The organism is Rhodothermus bifroesti (assembly GCF_017908595.1).
Classification (GTDB): domain Bacteria; phylum Bacteroidota; class Rhodothermia; order Rhodothermales; family Rhodothermaceae; genus Rhodothermus; species Rhodothermus bifroesti.
The window spans coordinates 720,758-738,146 of sequence record NZ_JAGKTL010000002.1 but is presented as its reverse complement, the minus strand read 5'-3'; the positions used below and the strand labels follow the sequence as shown (position 1 = coordinate 738,146).

The following is a 17,389-nucleotide window of genomic DNA, read 5'->3' as shown; positions in this document are numbered from 1 at the left end:
GTCGACGGTGCCATAGTTGATCAAATTGCCGGCGATGGTGGCGCCAGTGTTAGAGGTATAGAGTCGTCCGCGGTTGAGGATGCGTCCGCTAAGGCGGGTCTCGCCACCCAGGCCGAAGCCGGAGCCTTCAATGTGCAGCACGGCGCCGCGGCTGGAGTCGGCTGAGCTGAGCGTGCCGCCCCATTGACCAAAGAAGAACGTTGTGGTGGCTGAGCCGCTAACGGAGTCGGCTATGGTGGTTTGGCCTTGGAAGTACCAGGCGATGGAGTCTAGGCGGATGGTAGGGTTGCCGCTTAGCAGGGCTTGGCTGTAGATACGGACAGTGCTGTTTTGGCCGCGGCCGTAGAGGGTGTCGCCGTAGAGTTCAAAGCGTAGCAAGCTAGGGTTGTAGTATCCTACCATCCAATGGGCACCTTGGCCTAGTTGGAGCTGCCAGCGGCCGTAGTTGCGGATGGTTGACAGGGGCTGGCTGCTGTCTGTGGTGTGCCAATCATAACGACCCGAGGAGAGGGTGATGGTAGTGGAGCCGTAGTTGGTGTAGGAGCCGCCTTGGGCAAACCGCCAATAGCCGTTAGAGACGTCGACGGTGCCATAGTTGATCAAATTGCCGGCGATGGTGGCGCCAGTGTTAGAGGTATAGAGTCGTCCGCGGTTGATGAACTGTCCTGTTCCGGCAATACGTCCTATGAAGTTCACTTCTCCGTGCACTACAAACGAGTCGGCCGCTACTGTTAGGGTGCCGCTGCTACCAAAAAAGAGCCGCGAGCCTTCGGCCATAGTTCCCCCCTGTTGTAGGGTGAGGTTATATCCGCGCAGGTCGAACGTGTTATCCCGCCCTACGATGAGCTTGCCTACCGTAACGTTGCTTGTTAAGCCGACGTCATAGATACGGCCAGGCTCCCGGTCGGGAATGATTGCGATGTCGTTGGGTCCAGGTACGCCTTGAGGATTCCAGTTTTGAGGTACGTTCCAGTTTGGCGTGCCCCCTTCTCCAGTGAAAGTGTACGTCGTTTGGGCTAAGGAGATGTCGCTGAGGAGTAAGCACAAAAGGGTAATAACCGTTACTCGCCGCATACTTCTTTTGGGCTTAGAGCTCAGGACCTGATGGCTGAATTAATAATGATCTTGCCAAGAGGCGGTCAATCACCCGTTTGGGTGATTTTTAGGGCCAGATCACGGTTTGGGTGTAGTGCTGCTGGCCTAGGGTTAAGCGCAATAAGTAGGGGCCCGCGGGCCAGGACCCGCGGTGAATAGTGAGTTGGTGTGTTCCGGGTGGATAGGGTTGCGTTGGTTGTTCGTAAACAGGTCGGCCCAGCAGATCGTAGAGGCCTAGGGCCACTGAGGTTGGCCTATCAAGGGTAAAGCGGATGTATAACGCTTCGTGGGCTGGATTAGGATAGACGTCGATAGGGGATTGGGTGAAGTTAGGGGCAGGTTCAGCTGCTACTGGATTGATGAGATTGCCTTCGGCACGCACGGTAAAGAGTAGGACGTCGAGCCAGCGCATGCTTGACGTTTGGGTGATAATGGCGGCGTATTTAAGATCTCTTTTGTCGTGGTGATAGGTAAATAGGTAGAGGGCCAGGGTTCGAGAATCGCTAAGGTAAGGATAGCCGGGTTCGTTAACGATTCCGTCTCGGTCGGGGTCGTAGTCTACAGCCACACGGGAGAGTCTTTGCGGGCCTAGGTTGATAGGATAGACAAAGTCGGATAGCCATACGGCCCACATATTGGGTAATTGAGGGTCGTAGGGGCAGTAGAAGGTGTAAAGTGGCCAGGCTTGCAGGAAGGGATCGTAGAAACTGCAGCCGCCAAATGGGGCAGCTGCTTCGCAGAAACTCCGATGCAGTGCTTCCCAAGAGGCTTGTGTAAAGCGGCACTGATTATCGACGTACAGGTTCGAGGGGACGGTTGTATAGGCGTAGTTGATCTGGCGTGGTACGTGGAGCTCGTAGGCTTGAGCTTGGCTATCCCAGTGGAGTTCCATCCAAGGTGTAGGGGCAGGCCAGACTTTGCAGTCATACTCGTAGCCTTCCTCGGTGAGCTTGCAAGTGTAGCTGCCGTTTGTGATCTCGATGCGATAGAGGGTACGGTTTAGGGGAAGGGATTGCGCTTGGAGCAGCAGGGGCCATAGGGTGATGAGTAAGAGCCAGCGCCTTTCCATGACCATGGAAGGGTTGTTTTTGAGCTGTCCGGAAAGTTAGCTGCGGCAGTTGAAGGGCTGCAATCACCCGTTTGGGTGATTTTGCGTAGGTAAAAACAAGCGAGCAACAGCTTCGGTGCGGTTACGGACTTGAAGTTTTTGATAGATGTGCCGGATGTGCGTGCGGACGGTTTCGGGGCTAATGTGGAGCTGCTCCGCGATTTCGCTATTGGAGAGTCCTTGGGTAAGGAGGTGTAGGATTTCGCGTTCTCGGGGACGAAGTTCTGGAATTGTGGCTTGGGGTGCTCGAAGTCGTTGTTGGAAAAGGGTAAGTATGCGGCGGGCAATGCTGGCCGACATCCACGAGCCTCCACTACGGATGGTTTGGATTGCCCAAGGGAGCTGTTCGAGTAGATCTCCTTTCAGAAGGTAGCCTGAAGCGCCAGCCATGATAGCCTCTAGGATGTGGTGATCGTCATCGAAGATGGTAAGGATCAAAAATTCTGTGCTGGGCAGTTCGGGTCGCAGGGTTTGGATAAGCGTAAGGCCTGAGCCATCGGGCAGGCCGATATCGATGAGGGCGACATCAGGAGGGGATTGGCGCAGGCCAGCAAGCGCTTCATGGGCATTGGTGTAGCATCCCGTGAGTTCAAAAGTGCCTGTTTCTTGGAGGAGTAAAGTGACGGTTTGTCGGACGACGGCTTCGTCGTCTACAAGGGCAACGCGAATCATGGAAGCTACTGGGGGTGATTGGTGGGTTAAAGGGTATGCCGAAGTTTAGGCGTTGTCAATCACCCGATTGGGTGATTTTGGAAGAGGCATGCAGACCTCGATGCAGGTGCCTTTGCCGGGTTGGGTAAGAACCTGCAGGGTGCCGTTTAGGCGGATGGCGCGTTCTTGGAGGTAGCGCAGGCCGCGTTGCTCGACGGTTTGGAGATCAAAACCACGGCCGTTGTCGCAGAGCTTTAGCGTGAGGGTGTGGTTTGTAAGCTGGACCTGAAACGTGACTGTGGTCGCTTGGGCGTGTTGGAGCACGTTGCGTAAGCTTTCGCGGGTGATGCAAACGAGATGGTGGCGGCGTTCGGCATCGACCGGAAGGTCGGGTACCTGTTGGGGGAGGTCGTAGTGGACCTGTAGGTTGCCGGTTTCTGCTATCTGTCGGACGGTTTCGCGCAGGTAGCTTAGCACTACAGGCAGGCGATCATTTTCTGGGTTTGTCGACCAGAGTAGGATTCGGAGCTGATCCAGTGCAGTGCGGGTGAGTTCTGCGGCTTGCTGAAGGCGTGTTTTGAGTGTGTGGTCATAGAGCGCTTGTCGCAGCGTTGTGGTCAGCAAAAAATAGATGCTCGTTAAGGTAGCACCTACCTCGTCGTGCAGGTCACGACTAAGTCGACGCCGTTCATTTTCTAAAGCCTGTCGGGTGAGCGTTAGGCGTCGGTAGCGTTCCGAGAGCACAAAAAAGACAAGCCCAGCCGTAAGAGCTAAGGTCAATGCAAAAATGCCGATGCGGAATCCCGTGGTTTCCCAAAGATAGGGGCGGATGGTAAAAAGGATTGGTTGAAGTAAGCGCCCCTGTTGTCCTTCAGGACCGATAGCCTCAAGTTCAAGCTGGTAGGTTCCAGGGCGCAGGCCGCTTAGTAAGAGCTGGTTTTGCGTTCCTAGTTCGATGAGTTCTTGTTTTTTGCTGCGGAGTATGATTCGGTAGCGTACGCCTTGAGGATAGGAAAGAAACAGGCCGCGGAAGACAAAACCCACCGTGCGTTCTGAAGGAGGAAGTACAATAGGCTGTCCGTTAAAAGGTATAATTTCGCGTTGAAGATTTTGGAAGCGCCAGATGGCGAGGATTACGGGTTGGGGAGCAAACGGATAGGGCTGGATTTCTTTTGGATCGAACCAAACGAGCCCATGGGTACCACCGGCGTAGAGGTAGCCTTGCGCGTCGATGTGGTAGGCTCCGCGGTTAAACTCGGTGATTCCTAATCCTTCTACTGCGGTGTAGACCCGAAAGTGCAATTGGGGAAAGGTTGTAAGGTCGACCCGTACGAGGCCGCGGTTGGTGGTTAGCCAGAGATCGCGATTTGTGCGTAGCAGTCCATAGATAGTTCGAGAGGGGAGGCCATCAGCTTCGTCCCAATGTAGCCAACGTTTGCCGGAGCGCAGCCAGAGCCCTAGGTTAGTGCCAAGCCAATGCCCTTCAGGATCCAAACGTTGGCTCCAGACGATTGGACTTTGGGGTAAGGGTTCGCGTTGGGCTTGGCGCACCTGACCTTGGTGGTCGACCACCAAGCGTAGCAGTCCATTTTGAAGTCCTATCCAAAGCGTATCCCCGTTTTGAAGTAGGCTGCGTATGGGAGCTCCGGCCTCATAGCGTGCCTCTAGGGTGTTGTTGCGCACGAAGTAGAGCGTTCCCGTGTAGGTACCTGCCCAGAGTCCATCTTTGAAAGCTAGTAATGCTGTAAAGGTGTTTGGACCAGGAGTGGTTGTTTCGGTGGCGTGGGGGCGTAGGTGGTAGGGACGGGTGAGGCAAAAGAGTCCCTGGTCGGTTGCCGCCCATACGAGGCCCTGAGGATCTTCAGCTAAGGCCCAGACAAATTCTTCGGGCAAGAAACTTGGTTCTAGGCGCCGCCAGTCGCTTCCCTGGAGGTGGAAAACAAACAAACCGCCTCCAATGGTGCCTACCCATAGGCGACCAGTTCGGTCGCGCAGGATGGCCGACACGTAGCCGCTTTCTAGGCCTTGGGGGCGTCCAAGTAGGCGAAAGGCTGGGCGCCAGGGATCCCAGACGTATAGGCCTCCTACGGTGCCTATCCAAATGCGGCCTTGGCCATCGCTTGTCATTGAAAGTAAATAGCGTGTGAGCTGCGTGCGGTAAGGGAGGGGTAATGTAAAGCGTCGTAGTGTTCCCTCTTGGCTGAGCAGGAAGCCACCCGATCGGGTAGCAATCCATAGGCGGCCGAGGTGATCACTTACCGCGCCACGGATGGTTTCTCTTACAGAAAACGTGCGGTGTAAAGTGAGCTGGCAGGCGGGTTGGGTTTGAAAAACGCGAAGTTGGTCCCCCTGCTGCACCGAAAGTTGGCCCTGTCGATCGGCATAGAGAAATTGCGTTTGTGGCCATTGGGCAATAGGCTTGAGGGCAGCTGTAGTATCTTGGCAATAGAGGGTGTCGCCACGAAGCCACCAAGCTTGCCCAAGTGCATCGACGGTCCAGTATAGGGGCGCTGTAGCTGCGGTATCGAGGCATGCTGTTGCAGACATAGCAAGCGCATAGGGAAGTGGACCGCAGCGTGTCCAGAACCAAGGGGTACCGTTGGGTGCCAGCGTAAGTGGAGGCATGCGATAGGCCACGAAAGCTTCGCTCTGGGGTGTTTTGACAAGCAGGTATTGGTCTTGCCATGCCCAAACTTGGTTAAAGCGATCAACAGCCAGTTTGACGGTGTTATTCAGTGGGCGTTCGCTCCCGTCAGGCAATCGGTAGGTTTTCCACGTGCGCACTTCTTCTCCATCCCAACGGGCTATGCCTTCGAGCGTGCTCATCCACAGGAACCCTGTGCTATCAGCTGCCAGGCTATAGATAGAGAGTTGGGGGAGTTTCCCTTCGACCGGTACGTTCCAAAACAAAAGCGTATCGGGGCCTATGACGGCCAGTAGACCGAGTATAAAGCCCACCCACATATGGTAGAAAGACTTTTCTTGTAGGGCAGATGCCTACAGCCAAAACCGCCTTTTTCTGTAAGAAAGATATAACCTTTCATGTGAGATCCTTTTGCATCTTTGGCGTATGTAATTGTAGCAAGCCATCTATAAAGACGGAGGGCGCCATGCTGGAAATTAAACGCATCTTGTTTGCCGATGATTTTTCTGAATGCGCTGAAAAAGCGCTTCCTATTGCTTTGGCGTTAGCGCAGGCGCATGAGGCAGAGCTGCATCTGCTGCACGTTGTGGTGCCCTATGAGGAAGCACGTGGACTTTCGGCGCTGACTGAAGCGCAGGAAAGCCAGTTTAAGCAGCGTATGCAGGAGCGGTTCGACGAGGCCAGGAGGCTTACCCGTAAGGATGTTGCAGGGGCTATAAAAACCGTGTTGGCTGTTGAGCGAGACATTGCGCCAGCGCCAGGCATTTTGGATTACGCTGAAGAGCACAATGTTGACCTCATTGTTTTGGGCACGCATGGTCGGCGGGGGTTTCGGCACTTTCTGATGGGGAGTGTGGCAGAAGAGGTGGTGCGGCTAGCGCGGTGCCCGGTCATCACGACGCGTCAGCAGGTTGATCCCTGGAATGTGCATCCGCCGCGGCGGTTGCTGGTGCCGGTAGACTTTTCAGAGCACAGCCGCATGGCCTTACGCTATGGGCGTGAGCTTGCGGCGCAGTTTGGTGGGCGATTGACGGTGCTTTATGTGATTGAAGAGTTGCTGCATCCAGCGTTTTACAATACGGGCGTGTTTTCGATTTATGACATTATGCCTGATGTAGAGGAGCGCTCAAAAAAGGCGCTTGAGGAATTTGTGGTGCGTACCGATGGGCCGGGGGTGCCGATTCAGTACCGTGTTGTGCATGGCAAGGCGGTACGCGAGATCCTGCACGAGGCTGAGCGAGAGCCGGCCGACTTAATTGTGATGTCGACGCATGGGCTTACGGGGTTGCAGCACCTGCTTTTGGGCAGTGTAACGGAGCGTGTGGTGCGGCAGGCGCCATGCCCTGTGCTAGTAACCAAGGCCTTTGGCAAGTCGCTCTTTCGGTCGGTGGAAGCCAAAGCAGCTATGCAAGCCTCGTCGGCAACGTAAACTATAGGAGGTTGGCCATGAGGACGCGTTTGCATCGGTGGCGTCCGCCACGGGCGCAGCAGGAAGCAATGGGAAAGCTTGCGGAATCCTCTCGGGAATTGCCGCGGCGGCGCGCGCCCTACAAAATGCCGGAAGTTGATCTGCGGTCTTACTACCGGCTGTTTATTCTCTTTGGATTGGCCTTAACGTTGGCCTTGATGATTGTGCTTTTCCGGATTCCTTGGCGTCCGGAAGCGCAACTTGCGCTGGCTGTGACCGAGCAAGAGGTGGTGCATATGGAGGAGATTGTGCAAACGCGCCAGGAGCTTCCCCCTCCTCCGCCGCCCCGTCCCAGCGTACCTGTGGCTGTGCCGGATGAAGCGATACTAGAAGAGGAGGCATTGAGCTTCGACGTAGCGTTGGATATTGGAGAGGCTGTGACGCAACTGCCCCCTCCTCCGCCGCCTCCCCCAGCCCCAAAGCAAGAGACCGTTGTGGAAGAAGAGGAGGCAGAAATCTTCGTTGTGGTCGAAGAGATGCCGGAGATTATCGGTGGGATTGAGCGGCTATATGCCTTGCTAGAGTATCCGGAGCTGGCACGTAAGGCCGGAATGGAGGGACTTGTGGTATTGCAGTTTGTGGTAGAGCCAGATGGCCGCGTGAGTAACATTGAGGTGGTGCGCTCTGCGGGGCGGTTGTTGGACGAAGCGGCCATCAAGGCGGTGCAGCAATTGCAGTTCAAGCCTGGAAAGCAGCGTGGACGTCCGGTGCGCGTGCGGTTTGCACTGCCGATTCGCTTCCGGCTGCAAGCAGCACAATAACCCTCGGGCCATAGAACACGGGCCATGTGGCGCAATGTGCTGGTCCCCACAGATTTTTCAGGAGCTGCGCGAAAGGCGCTCCAGCTGGCGATGCGGTTGGTTGCACCGGGCTGTACGGTGCATCTGATGCACGTGATTACCCCAGTGGAAGCAGACCCGTACAGCCCGGTGCGCTTACGACCTGAAGTGCAGGCGCGTCGACGTTTCCCAGAAGAAATAACCCAGGAACTGCTTGAACAGCTCTGTCGGGAGGTAGCAAAAGAAGGGATAACGATTGCACCTGCCTGGCGGCGCAGTTCAGACGTCGTTGATGCTATTTTGGATTATGCCGACACTATTGCGGCAGAACTCATTGTTATGGGAACGCATGGCCATCGAGGGCTAAAGCGCTTTTTACTTGGCAGTGTGGCTGAAGCTATTGTGCGTCGGGCTTCCATTCCTGTGCTTACCCTGCGTGGGCAGGTCGAGGTCCCTGAGGCGATTCATCATATTTTGGTACCTACCGATTTTTCAGAAGAGGCGCGCCTTGCGCTGCGAGAAGCCGTCCGGTGGGCGGTGCATTTTCGGGCCCGGGTAACGCTGCTGCATGTGCTCATGCCGGCTTGGGTGCCTATTCCGGTGGCAGAAGTTGCTGCCGCCTATGACCTTATGCCTGAGTTGCAGCAGCGTCTGGTAGCAGCGCTAAACCTGTGGCTTGAAACCGAACTGTCGCCGGACATAGAAGCTGCCGCGCGTATCGAAGAAGGGCCGGTAGATCTGACCATTCTTGAGCAAGCCCGTCGAGATGCTGCCGATCTTATCTTTATGGCAACGCATGGTCGCTCGGGCGTAGCCCGTTGGCTTCTGGGAAGCGTGACCGAGCGCGTACTTCGCCAGGCACCTGTTCCCGTACTTACCTTGCGTGCTGCTCCTTGGCCTCTGAAAACAGACGTGTAGGGGATTCCCCTACACCAAAACCCATAAATCCCCCGCGACGTTGGGCATCCTTTGCCGGAAGAGATAAGCCCTTGGTTTGTTGTATGCTAGAGCAAGTTGATGGGATGTGCTTTTAAACCGGCAAGTGCAGCTTTCGGCATGTCGACGGCATGGGTTGAAGATCCTTGGCAGGTAGCGGAACACGATTTCCCACGCGCTGCTCTGCCAGAGCAACAATTGCGCTTTTTGTTAAACTATGCTGTACTCGCCCCTTCGATACATAACACGCAGCCTTGGCGTTTTCGCATTGTGGGTAGTGAAGTGGAACTCTATGCGGATCGGACGCGGTCGCTGGCTGTTGTAGACCCTGAAGATCGCCAGCTCATCATCAGTTGTGGTGCAGCGCTGTTTCATCTGCAGGTGGCCATGCGGCATTTTGGCTATCAACCTCAGGTGCGGCTTTTCCCAGACCCAGAAGATCCGGACTTATTGGCTTTTATTCGACAAGGGCCTCCTGAGCCGGCCACTTTGCTGGACCATCGTTTGTTTCAAGCCATCAAAAAACGGCGAACCAATCGGCTGCCGTTTGAAGGCCGCTCTGTACCTGAGGCTGAGCTGCATGCGTTGGAGCGGGCCGTGGTGCAAGAAGGTGCGCAGCTTCGGATCGTGCAAGATCAGGAAGCACGCTACGCCTTAGCGGAACTGATTGCTGAGGCTGAACGCCGACAGATGGCTGATCCGCGATTTCGACGGGAGTTGGCTGCGTGGACGCACCCTGCTCGTAAGCAAAGCCGGGATGGCCTGCCGATCACGGCACGGGGGTTAAGTGAATGGCTGGGTCCTGCTGGACCTTTGATGGTGCGCACGTTTTTCTGGGCAAAAGGACAAGTGGCGCGCGATCGGCAATTGGCCGAAGGCTCGCCCGTGCTACTCGTGCTATTGACCAATGCCGATACGCCCTTAGCCTGGCTTACGGCTGGGCAGGCACTGGATCGCTTGCTGCTTCAGGCCGCTGATTATAACCTTTCTGCCTCCTTCCTTAACCAACCTATTGAGGTCCCGGAAGTGCGAAGTATGTTGCGGCGTTGGTTGGCTACCGAAGCTTATCCCCAGGTCATCCTGCGTTTAGGCTATGGGCCTCCAGTGCCACCTACGCCGCGCCGTCCCGTTCATGAAGTCATCCTGCAGCATCGCTATATGTAAAAAAACCGGCGCAGTCCTCTTGGAGCTGCGCCGGCTGCCCCACCATGTGTAAAGGAGACTTGCAAGAAAGGACCTGAAGGTGCAAGCCTCCAGGACGTGCTTCTGGTAAAAAGACACCCCAGCACGTCCGGTTGTTACCTTGAGGCTTAGAAATCTTTTTAGAAAGCCCGGCGGTGCGGTGAGGCATAGTCGCGCAAAAACTCTACCAGCAGCCGCACGCCAAAGCCGGTGCCGCCTTTAGGACGATAGGGTTTAGGCTCTTTGAGAAAGGCGGGTCCGGCCATATCGATATGAATCCAGGGGTAGTCGACAAAGTGTTCTAGGAACTTAGCTGCGGTAATAGAGCCTGCCTCGCGGCCGCCAATGTTTTTTAGGTCGGCCACGTCGCTTTCGAGCAGTTTGGCGTATTCTTCATACATAGGTAGGGGATGTACGCGGTCGCCGCTGCGTTCACCAGCTGCCACTATGGCTTCGAGTCGGGCTTGGGGGTCGCCGATAGGGTTGGTCATGACGGCTGCGGCCTCGGTCCCCAGGGCAATGATCTGGGCTCCAGTAAGCGTAGCCAGGTCGATGACCAGTTCGGGTCGGTAGGTGCGGGCGTATGAAAGGGCATCGGCCAGAATGAGGCGCCCTTCGGCATCGGTATTGAGTACTTCAACGGTTTTGCCCGAGTGCATGCGAATGACTTCGCCGGGCACGTAGGCATTTTCTCCGGGTCGGTTGTCGGTAGCTGGAATCAAGCCGATAACGTAAAGGGGTAGCTTCAGGCGGGCAAGCGCCTCCATGGTGCCCACGACGGCTGCCGCTCCAGCCATATCAGACTTCATGTAATCCATGCTGTCTTTGGTTGGCTTGAGCGACAGGCCCCCGGTGTCGAAAACCACCCCTTTCCCGACCAGAATTACCGGTCGCTCGTTGAGTGCATTTTCTGGACGCCAGGTCAGTATGGTGAAGGTAGGGGGTTCGGTGCTACCTCGGTTGACGGCCAATAGTCCACCCATGCCTTCTTCTTCGATGAGCGCCTTGTCCCACACGTCGGCTTCATAGCCGTACTTTTTGGCCGACTGCTCTATGAGGCGGGCTAGTTTAGTAGGGGTTTTTTCGTCGGGAGAGAGGTTGACTAGGTCGCGTGCGGTCATCACGCATTCCGCAATAATGCGGCCGCGTTCGGCTCCGCGGCGACTGGCCTTTTCGTCGTCGGGGGTTTCGTGTAGCACCAGGCGCTCAATATCGCGCAGCTCAGCTTCGGTCTTGTAGCGGGTGAAACGATAGGCAGCCAGCAGGAAGCCTTCAACGAGGGCTTGGCTGGTGGCTTCCACATCGAGCGGCACTACAGGACGTAAGATCGCAGCGGTGAGCACTTTCCGCTCGCGAGCCAGCTCGGCTCCTCGTGCAGCTACGCGGCGCAGCCGTTCTAGGTCAATACGGTCTGGGGCGCCCATGCCCAACAGGGCCAATCGCCGGGCTCTCCCAGCTTCGGGGTAGAGCCAGAGCGTTTCCTCAAACGCTCCAGAAAAGTCAGCGCCGGCCCGTTGCACAATTTCGCCAAACTGCTCCGACAACGTATGGAGCGCGTCGGCTACAACGTTTTCAGCAACGGGAATAAGTAGCAAGTCAATATCCAGTTCATTTAAAGGGATTGTAGTGACCGATACCTTCATGACGTCGCGGGGGATGCATTCGACTTTTGGTGTAGGAGTGCCGAAAGATACGACGCATCTTCCGCCGAAAGGGTGCCAGAGGCAGGTTCTATGGGAGTTTTTGTCAACTGAGGCAGGTAGATCGGAGCTGCAGCCAGCACAGTTTCAATTAATTGAGGTAGGGGGGTGTTTGTAACGAATGCACCAGCCGCATTCCGATGGCCTCCGCCGCCAAAAGCCCGTGCCCATGTGTGCACATGGTAATCCCCTTTAGAGCGGAAGCTGATTTTGACGCCCTTGTCGATTTCGGTAAACAGCAGGGCTACTTGGACGCCTCGGATGGAAAGCAATAGGTTGCTGAAGCCCTCGGTATCTTCGGTAGAAGCCCCGGTTTTGTTAAACATGCGTCGAGAAAGGGCTATATAAGCCAGGCGTCCATCATAGCGAAGTTCGAGGTCGCGCAGTGCCCATCCCAGCAGTCGCATGCTTTCAGGCGTGCGCGTGTCGAAAATAGCGCTGTGGATGGCTTCTGTACTGAGGTGGCCGCGTGCCAGCAGGTCGGCAGCAATGCGGTGCACCGCAGGCGTGACCGAGTTGAAGCGAAACGAGCCGGTGTCGGTCATGATGGCTACATACAGCGCGGTGGCCAGCTCGGTGTCGATCAGGTTTGGATCAATGGCGCGCACGAGCTCATAGACGAGCTCTCCGGTTGAGGAAGCAGTGTCGCGAACGTAGGCGAGATCGAACCAGCTTTCGGGTGCCGTGTGGTGATCAATCAGCAGCTTACGGGCTGGACTGGCTTCTACAGCCGCTGCAAGCGCTCCTAGACGACCAAGCGTGTTCGTGTCTAGTACACAAATCACTTCTGCCTGGTCGATCCAGCCGCGCTGTTCGAGCGAGCCGTCAAAGATCTCTACGTGTGCAATACCCGGCATCCAGCTAAGGTTTGAGGGGGGAGGGTCGCTGTTGATGATCCGCACAGCGCAGCCCAGCTTTTCAAGCAGCTGCCCCAAAGCTAACTCAGATCCGATCGCATCCCCATCGGGACGAATGTGCGTGGTGAGCAAAAAGCGCCTATGGCGACGAAAACACTGCAGAACAGCCCGGCGACTGGACATAAGTTTGTGGTGAATCACAAAATAATAGCTTTTGCTTAACGCCCCAAGGGCTTTCAAGTTCATCTTTGATGTTGCTGCAAAAAGGCTTCAATCGCTGCCCGAAATTGGGCTGCGGCTGCGCGTGGATCTGGGGCAGTAGTGATGGCTGTCATCACCGCAACACCATAAGCACCGGCTTCCAGCACAGCCCAAACGCGCTGCACATTGATGCCTGCAATGGCAATAACCGGTATGGGAACCGCCGCACAAACGGCCGCCAATCCTTCAAGGCCTTTAACCGATGCTGGGTTAGCCTTTGAAGCTGTAGGAAAAACCGGGCCAAACCCAATGTAATCTGCTCCAGCCTGCCAGGCTTCCACAGCCTCTTCAATGGTGGTAGCGGTTGCGCCGATAATTGCTGAGGGACCTAAAAGCCGTCGGGCTTCGGCTATTGGGAAATCCTCCTGGCCTAAATGCACCCCATCTGCTCCGACAGCTAGCGCAATTTCCAGGTGATCATCAATGAGCAAAGGTATTCTGGCCTGGCGACAGACAGCAGCTGTGCGCCGGGCTTCGTAGAGCTTATGGCGAACGTTACCGAATTTTTGTCGGAACTGGATCGTGTCGGCCCCTCCCTCAATTACGAGTCGGGCCAATTCAGCATGCCCATAGCGCTGCTGAAAGTAAAAATCGGTTAGCACGTGTAACCGTCCAATTGGCTTATGCTGGGTATTCATGGCCTAACAGCTGCTGGTATTTGTAGCTTAAACGCATAGGCACGTCTTGATAGCCCTTGGGGATAGCATTTGAACCCGTTTTGCCCTAAATGAAGCGCTAGCGTTTATGCAGATTCCCACCAAGACACGGCCCCAATAAAAACGCGTTTCTTGCAAAGAACATGTATGCTTAACTGTTTTACGTCCACGTAGCGATATACGCTTTTGCGAAGTTTTATACAGGATTTTTCCCATTGTGACGAATCTTTGAACAAAGCGTTGTATCTTAAGGCGCGTTCCTGGTGAATCTCTTTTCAGCGCGTACGTTACTCCTTTCGGAAATTTTGCAATGATGATGCGTGCACGTTGGTTCTGCCGGCAACTGCTGGCCGGATGGGCTGTTTTGGTATGTTTTTATGGACTGGTACCGCAGCAGCTTAACGCACAGAACATTCCTCCCCAGGTTCGGGAAGAGTTGCGCCGGCGTGGGCTGACTCCCGAAGAAGCGCGGCGGGAAGCTGAACGGCTGGGTATTGATCTGTCTAATCCCGAACAAGCTGCCCAGCGCGCTCGGGAGTTGGGTATTCCGGAAAGCCAAATCCAAGCCCTGCTGGAAGCGGTGCGTCAAGAGACCCAACCTGGCCTACGGCCAGCGACCTTACCACCAGGAGTAGCTCCTGCTGCTTTGGATACCATTCCAGTGCGGCCAGCAGATACCTTACGTGCCCGCCGCGATACTTTGCGTGTCCGTCGCGATACCTTGCGCCGACCTGCGCTGCAACCCGACACGCTGGCTTACTTTGGCTATGATCTTTTCGAGCAAATCCCCGATGCTTTTAAACCCAATCAGCTGGGACCAGTCGACGACCAGTACTTGGTGGGGCCAGGCGATGAACTCCGTTTGATCGTCTGGGGTGCTACAGAATTTACCTATGACCTGACCGTTGACCGGGAAGGCCGCATCTTTGTGCCCAACGTGGGTCAGTTTATGGCTGCTGGTAAACGGCTTGAGCAGCTGCGCCAAGAGCTCAAGCGTTGGCTTGCGCGGAGCTATGCAGGCCTACTCGAAGACCCCCCTACCGTCTTTATGGATCTTACCGTAACGCGTCTGCAGCCTGTGTATATTTATGCCCTTGGTGAGGTCAAGCAGCCCGGTGGATATGTCATTGCCAGCCAGTCGACCGTTTTTCAGGCGCTCTATGCTGTTGGGGGACCTAAGCTTTCTGGCTCTTTGCGCGAGGTGCGCGTCGTCCGCAATGGACGAACGATCGCCCAAGTAGATCTCTACGACTACCTATTGCGCGGCGAGGGGCGTGAAGATGTGCGCTTGCAAAACAATGACCAGCTTTTTGTGCCTCCGCGAGGTAAAACTGTGGCCATTCGGGGTCAAGTGCGGCGTCCAGCGATTTATGAACTGAAAGATACCGAAGGCCTGCGCGAGCTCATTCAGTTTGCAGCTGGGCTAAAACCAGAAGCCTTTACACAGTACGTCCGCGTCGAGCGCATTATTCCACCAGCCCAGCGCTTAGATCCTTCTATTGTACGCGAGGTGATCACGATTCCGCTTGATGGTGTGCTCGATGGACTTCGGAGTGTGCCGCTCTACGACGGAGACCGGGTTGAGGTGCTGTCGGTGCTTGAGGTAAACCGCAATGCGGTACATATCGGTGGTGCGGTGCGCCATCCCGGACTTTATGAAATCGATACCCAGGTGCGCACGGTGCGCGATCTGATTGAGCGCGCTGGAGGGGTCACCAGCGATGTGTACGAAGGGCGCGTTCAGCTCATTCGCTTTAAACAAAACCCAGCTGAGCGGCCGCCTTCGCGCTTTCTCCAGGAGTGGGGACCGATAGCAAACGACACGACGGATACGCTGGCCCTCATCGAGCGCATGTTCTCGTTGGACCTCTCCCGCATTATGCTAGGAGACCCGGCGCACAACTTGCCCCTACAGCCGGGAGACCGACTGCACGTGTATTCTGAGTTGGAGCTTAATGCCCCACGTACCGTTGCTATCGGTGGCAAAGTGCGTCGTCCTGGTTTTTACGTTTGGCGCGACAGCATGACCGTCTATGACTTGCTTTTCCTAGGTGGCGGGCTGTTCGATGAAGAATTCCGCAAGGAGGTCTATCTTGAGCGCGCTGACCTCATTCGTAAAGTGCCGCATGGTACAGGAGAGATCATCATTGCTTTTGATTTGGCCGAGGCGCTTCGTAATGAGGGAGCAGGGAAGGCTTTACTAGCGCCAGGAGATAGTATTCACGTCTATGCGGTCGACCTGCAAGAAATCCGGGATAAGTTTGTCACGATCAGTGGCTCCGTGAAGCGGCCAGGGACCTATCGTTTGCAGGAAAACATGACGCTGGAGGACTTGATCGTCCAGGCCGGTGGGTTTACCGAAGATGCGCTGCTTGACTGGGCTGAAGTCACACGGCTGCCTCGTGACTTAGCGTCGAGCAACACCGAAGTCCTGGCCGTGCGGCTTCAAGTGCCTATGGCCGAAGGGCTCCGCGATGTAGAGGCGGTCTCTTTTGCTTTAGATGACACGGCGCAAGCCTTACAAGGCGCACGTAAGTTTCGTTTGGAACACCGTGACCGCGTTTATATCCGGAGCAACCCCCTGTTTCGGCCGCAGCAAACGGTTACGGTTAGCGGCGAGGTCCGCTATCCGGGCAGCTATACGATTTTAAGGGAAAACGAAACGCTTGCCGATGTGCTAGAGCGGGCTGGTGGCGTTTTGCCGACAGGCTACCTAAAAGGGGCGCAGCTGTTGCGGAATGGGCTGCCTGTGGTGGTGGATATGGAGCGCGCACTACGCCGCGACCCGCGCCATAATGTGGTGCTATTGCCGGGCGATGAAATACGCGTCCCGCTTAAGCCAGGCACCGTACTGGTAGACGGCAATGTTCGCCGACCTGGTTTAATCAAATATATTCCTGGCCGGCGGGTGGGGTATTACATTGAGCGCGCGGGTGGCCTGGACGAAGATTCGCGGGTGATTCTGGTCACCCAGGCTAACGGCGCAACCTATCCGGTGTATTTAGGCTTGAAGGGGTGGTTTCAGCGTGACCCAGTCGTCGACGAAGGGGCACGCATCGAGGTAGTACGCAGACCTCCAGAGGAAAAACGCCAGATAACGTTTGACGTAGGCAAAACGTTGACCGATATTGCCTCGATTGCTGCTAGTGCGTTAACAATCATTGCGTTAGCGCGGACGCTGTAAACTAGAGCCCATGGGTGACGTCAACCAGCCGTCAAAAGGGCTTTTAAAGTGCGGGCATTATGTATGGCGTGGCCACCGATGTCGTTGTTGAAGTAGATGTACACAGCTTTTCCTTCGGCTTGCCAGTGGCGGATGCGTTCAGCCCATAGTGCCAGTGCGGCCTTGGCGTAGCCTCCTGCATAACGACCGGTGGTGCCGTGCAGCCGCACGTAGACAGCAGGTCCGGTGGCCCAAGAAGGTACCTCCATACGTGCCCAATCGTGCACACAGAAAATAAGGCCATGGTGGTGCAGTAGCGCGTGCACGGCTGGGGTGAACCAGCTTGGGTGACGAAACTCAAAGGCATGAAGCCAGTCGGTAGGGAGCTGGCTGGCAAACGTTTCAAGGCGCTTGAGGTCGCACTGCAAGCTGGGAGGCAATTGGTACAGCAAAGGCCCAAGGTTGGTCTTTAGCGGATCAATGGCCTGAAAAAAAGCCTTAAGCACGTCAGCACAATCCAGAAGACGGTGTTGGTGGGTAACGCGTCGGTTGACCTTAAGGGCAAACTGAAAGGCTTCGGGTACCTGGCTGCACCAGTGAGCCACGGTGGTCGGTTGGGGTATATGGTAAAATGTGCTGTTGACCTCGACCGTTGTGAATTCCTGAGCGTAGTAGGATAACCATTGGCGCGGGGGGAGCTGGGCGGGATACAACACGCCCCGCCAGTGCCGGTAAGCCCAGCCAGAAGTGCCAATGCGTACGTTTCCAAGCATCAAAACAGCTGTTGCAAGGAACCATAAGGCAAACTAACTGTTGCAGTTTTCTGTTCACAGTATTGTTCCACCGGCCGGTTGCCCGTCGTTGACTGCATCGCACTTCTGGCTTTGCG

General features: G+C 55.7%; 13 protein-coding genes. 5 read left to right on the top strand and 8 right to left on the bottom strand.

The window, feature by feature from the left end; all coding sequences use genetic code 11:
• The 4 genes from J8E65_RS06895 to J8E65_RS06880 all read right to left on the bottom strand — a co-directional run.
• Nucleotides 1-1,074, bottom strand: a 1,074-nt coding sequence (locus J8E65_RS06895) for a hypothetical protein (RefSeq protein WP_210374898.1), incomplete at its 3' end; no start/stop codon positions are given.
• An 88-nt stretch (nucleotides 1,075-1,162) separates the two neighbouring features.
• Nucleotides 1,163-2,164, bottom strand: coding sequence for a T9SS type A sorting domain-containing protein (locus J8E65_RS06890; protein WP_210374897.1), 1,002 nt, complete (start codon nucleotides 2,162-2,164; stop codon nucleotides 1,163-1,165).
• Between the two features lie 63 nt (nucleotides 2,165-2,227).
• Complete coding sequence (locus J8E65_RS06885; RefSeq protein WP_210374896.1) at nucleotides 2,228-2,875, bottom strand: response regulator transcription factor; 648 nt, start codon at nucleotides 2,873-2,875, stop codon at nucleotides 2,228-2,230.
• Between the two features lie 45 nt (nucleotides 2,876-2,920).
• Nucleotides 2,921-5,818 carry a sensor histidine kinase gene (locus tag J8E65_RS06880; protein ID WP_210374895.1) on the bottom strand — a complete coding sequence of 966 codons (2,898 nt, stop codon included), beginning with the start codon at nucleotides 5,816-5,818 and terminating at the stop codon, nucleotides 2,921-2,923.
• Nucleotides 5,819-5,964: 146 nt separating this feature from the next.
• Between J8E65_RS06880 and J8E65_RS06875 the strand changes: the two genes are divergently transcribed.
• The 4 genes from J8E65_RS06875 (at nucleotide 5,965) to J8E65_RS06860 (ending at nucleotide 9,845) form a co-directional block, all read left to right on the top strand.
• Nucleotides 5,965-6,927 (top strand): universal stress protein, encoded by a 963-nt coding sequence (locus J8E65_RS06875; protein WP_210374894.1) that lies wholly within the window; start codon nucleotides 5,965-5,967, stop codon nucleotides 6,925-6,927.
• 17 nt (nucleotides 6,928-6,944) lie between these two features.
• A complete protein-coding gene (locus J8E65_RS06870; RefSeq protein WP_210374893.1) occupies nucleotides 6,945-7,727 on the top strand; it encodes an energy transducer TonB in 783 nt (260 codons plus the stop codon).
• 24 nt (nucleotides 7,728-7,751) lie between these two features.
• On the top strand, nucleotides 7,752-8,663 hold the full coding sequence (locus tag J8E65_RS06865; RefSeq protein ID WP_210374892.1) for a universal stress protein: 912 nt from the start codon (nucleotides 7,752-7,754) through the stop codon (nucleotides 8,661-8,663).
• A gap of 138 nt (nucleotides 8,664-8,801) precedes the next feature.
• Complete coding sequence (locus J8E65_RS06860) at nucleotides 8,802-9,845, top strand: Acg family FMN-binding oxidoreductase (RefSeq protein WP_237181724.1); 1,044 nt, start codon at nucleotides 8,802-8,804, stop codon at nucleotides 9,843-9,845.
• A 158-nt stretch (nucleotides 9,846-10,003) separates the two neighbouring features.
• Here J8E65_RS06860 and J8E65_RS06855 read toward each other — a convergent pair whose 3' ends face one another.
• Genes J8E65_RS06855 through thiE form a run of 3 tightly spaced genes read right to left on the bottom strand, consistent with a single transcriptional unit; the run spans nucleotide 10,004 to nucleotide 13,319 of the window.
• Complete coding sequence (locus tag J8E65_RS06855) at nucleotides 10,004-11,506, bottom strand: leucyl aminopeptidase (RefSeq protein WP_210374890.1); 1,503 nt, start codon at nucleotides 11,504-11,506, stop codon at nucleotides 10,004-10,006.
• Nucleotides 11,503-12,603, bottom strand: coding sequence for a DHH family phosphoesterase (locus tag J8E65_RS06850; RefSeq protein ID WP_210374889.1), 1,101 nt, complete (start codon nucleotides 12,601-12,603; stop codon nucleotides 11,503-11,505). The genes J8E65_RS06855 and J8E65_RS06850 overlap by 4 nt, the downstream gene beginning before the upstream one ends.
• Before the next feature lie 59 nt (nucleotides 12,604-12,662).
• Nucleotides 12,663-13,319, bottom strand: coding sequence for a thiamine phosphate synthase (thiE, locus tag J8E65_RS06845; RefSeq protein ID WP_210374888.1), 657 nt, complete (start codon nucleotides 13,317-13,319; stop codon nucleotides 12,663-12,665).
• Between the two features lie 328 nt (nucleotides 13,320-13,647).
• On the opposite strand from thiE, the gene J8E65_RS06840 reads away from it, so the two are divergent.
• The gene (locus tag J8E65_RS06840; protein WP_237181723.1) at nucleotides 13,648-16,521 is read left to right on the top strand and encodes an SLBB domain-containing protein; all 2,874 of its coding nucleotides are present in this window, start codon (nucleotides 13,648-13,650) and stop codon (nucleotides 16,519-16,521) included.
• A 20-nt stretch (nucleotides 16,522-16,541) separates the two neighbouring features.
• Here the strand turns inward: J8E65_RS06840 and J8E65_RS06835 are convergent, their stop codons facing one another.
• Entirely contained in the window at nucleotides 16,542-17,273 is a 732-nt protein-coding gene (locus tag J8E65_RS06835) for a DUF72 domain-containing protein (protein ID WP_210374887.1), read from the bottom strand.
• Nucleotides 17,274-17,389: the final 116 nt, after the last annotated feature.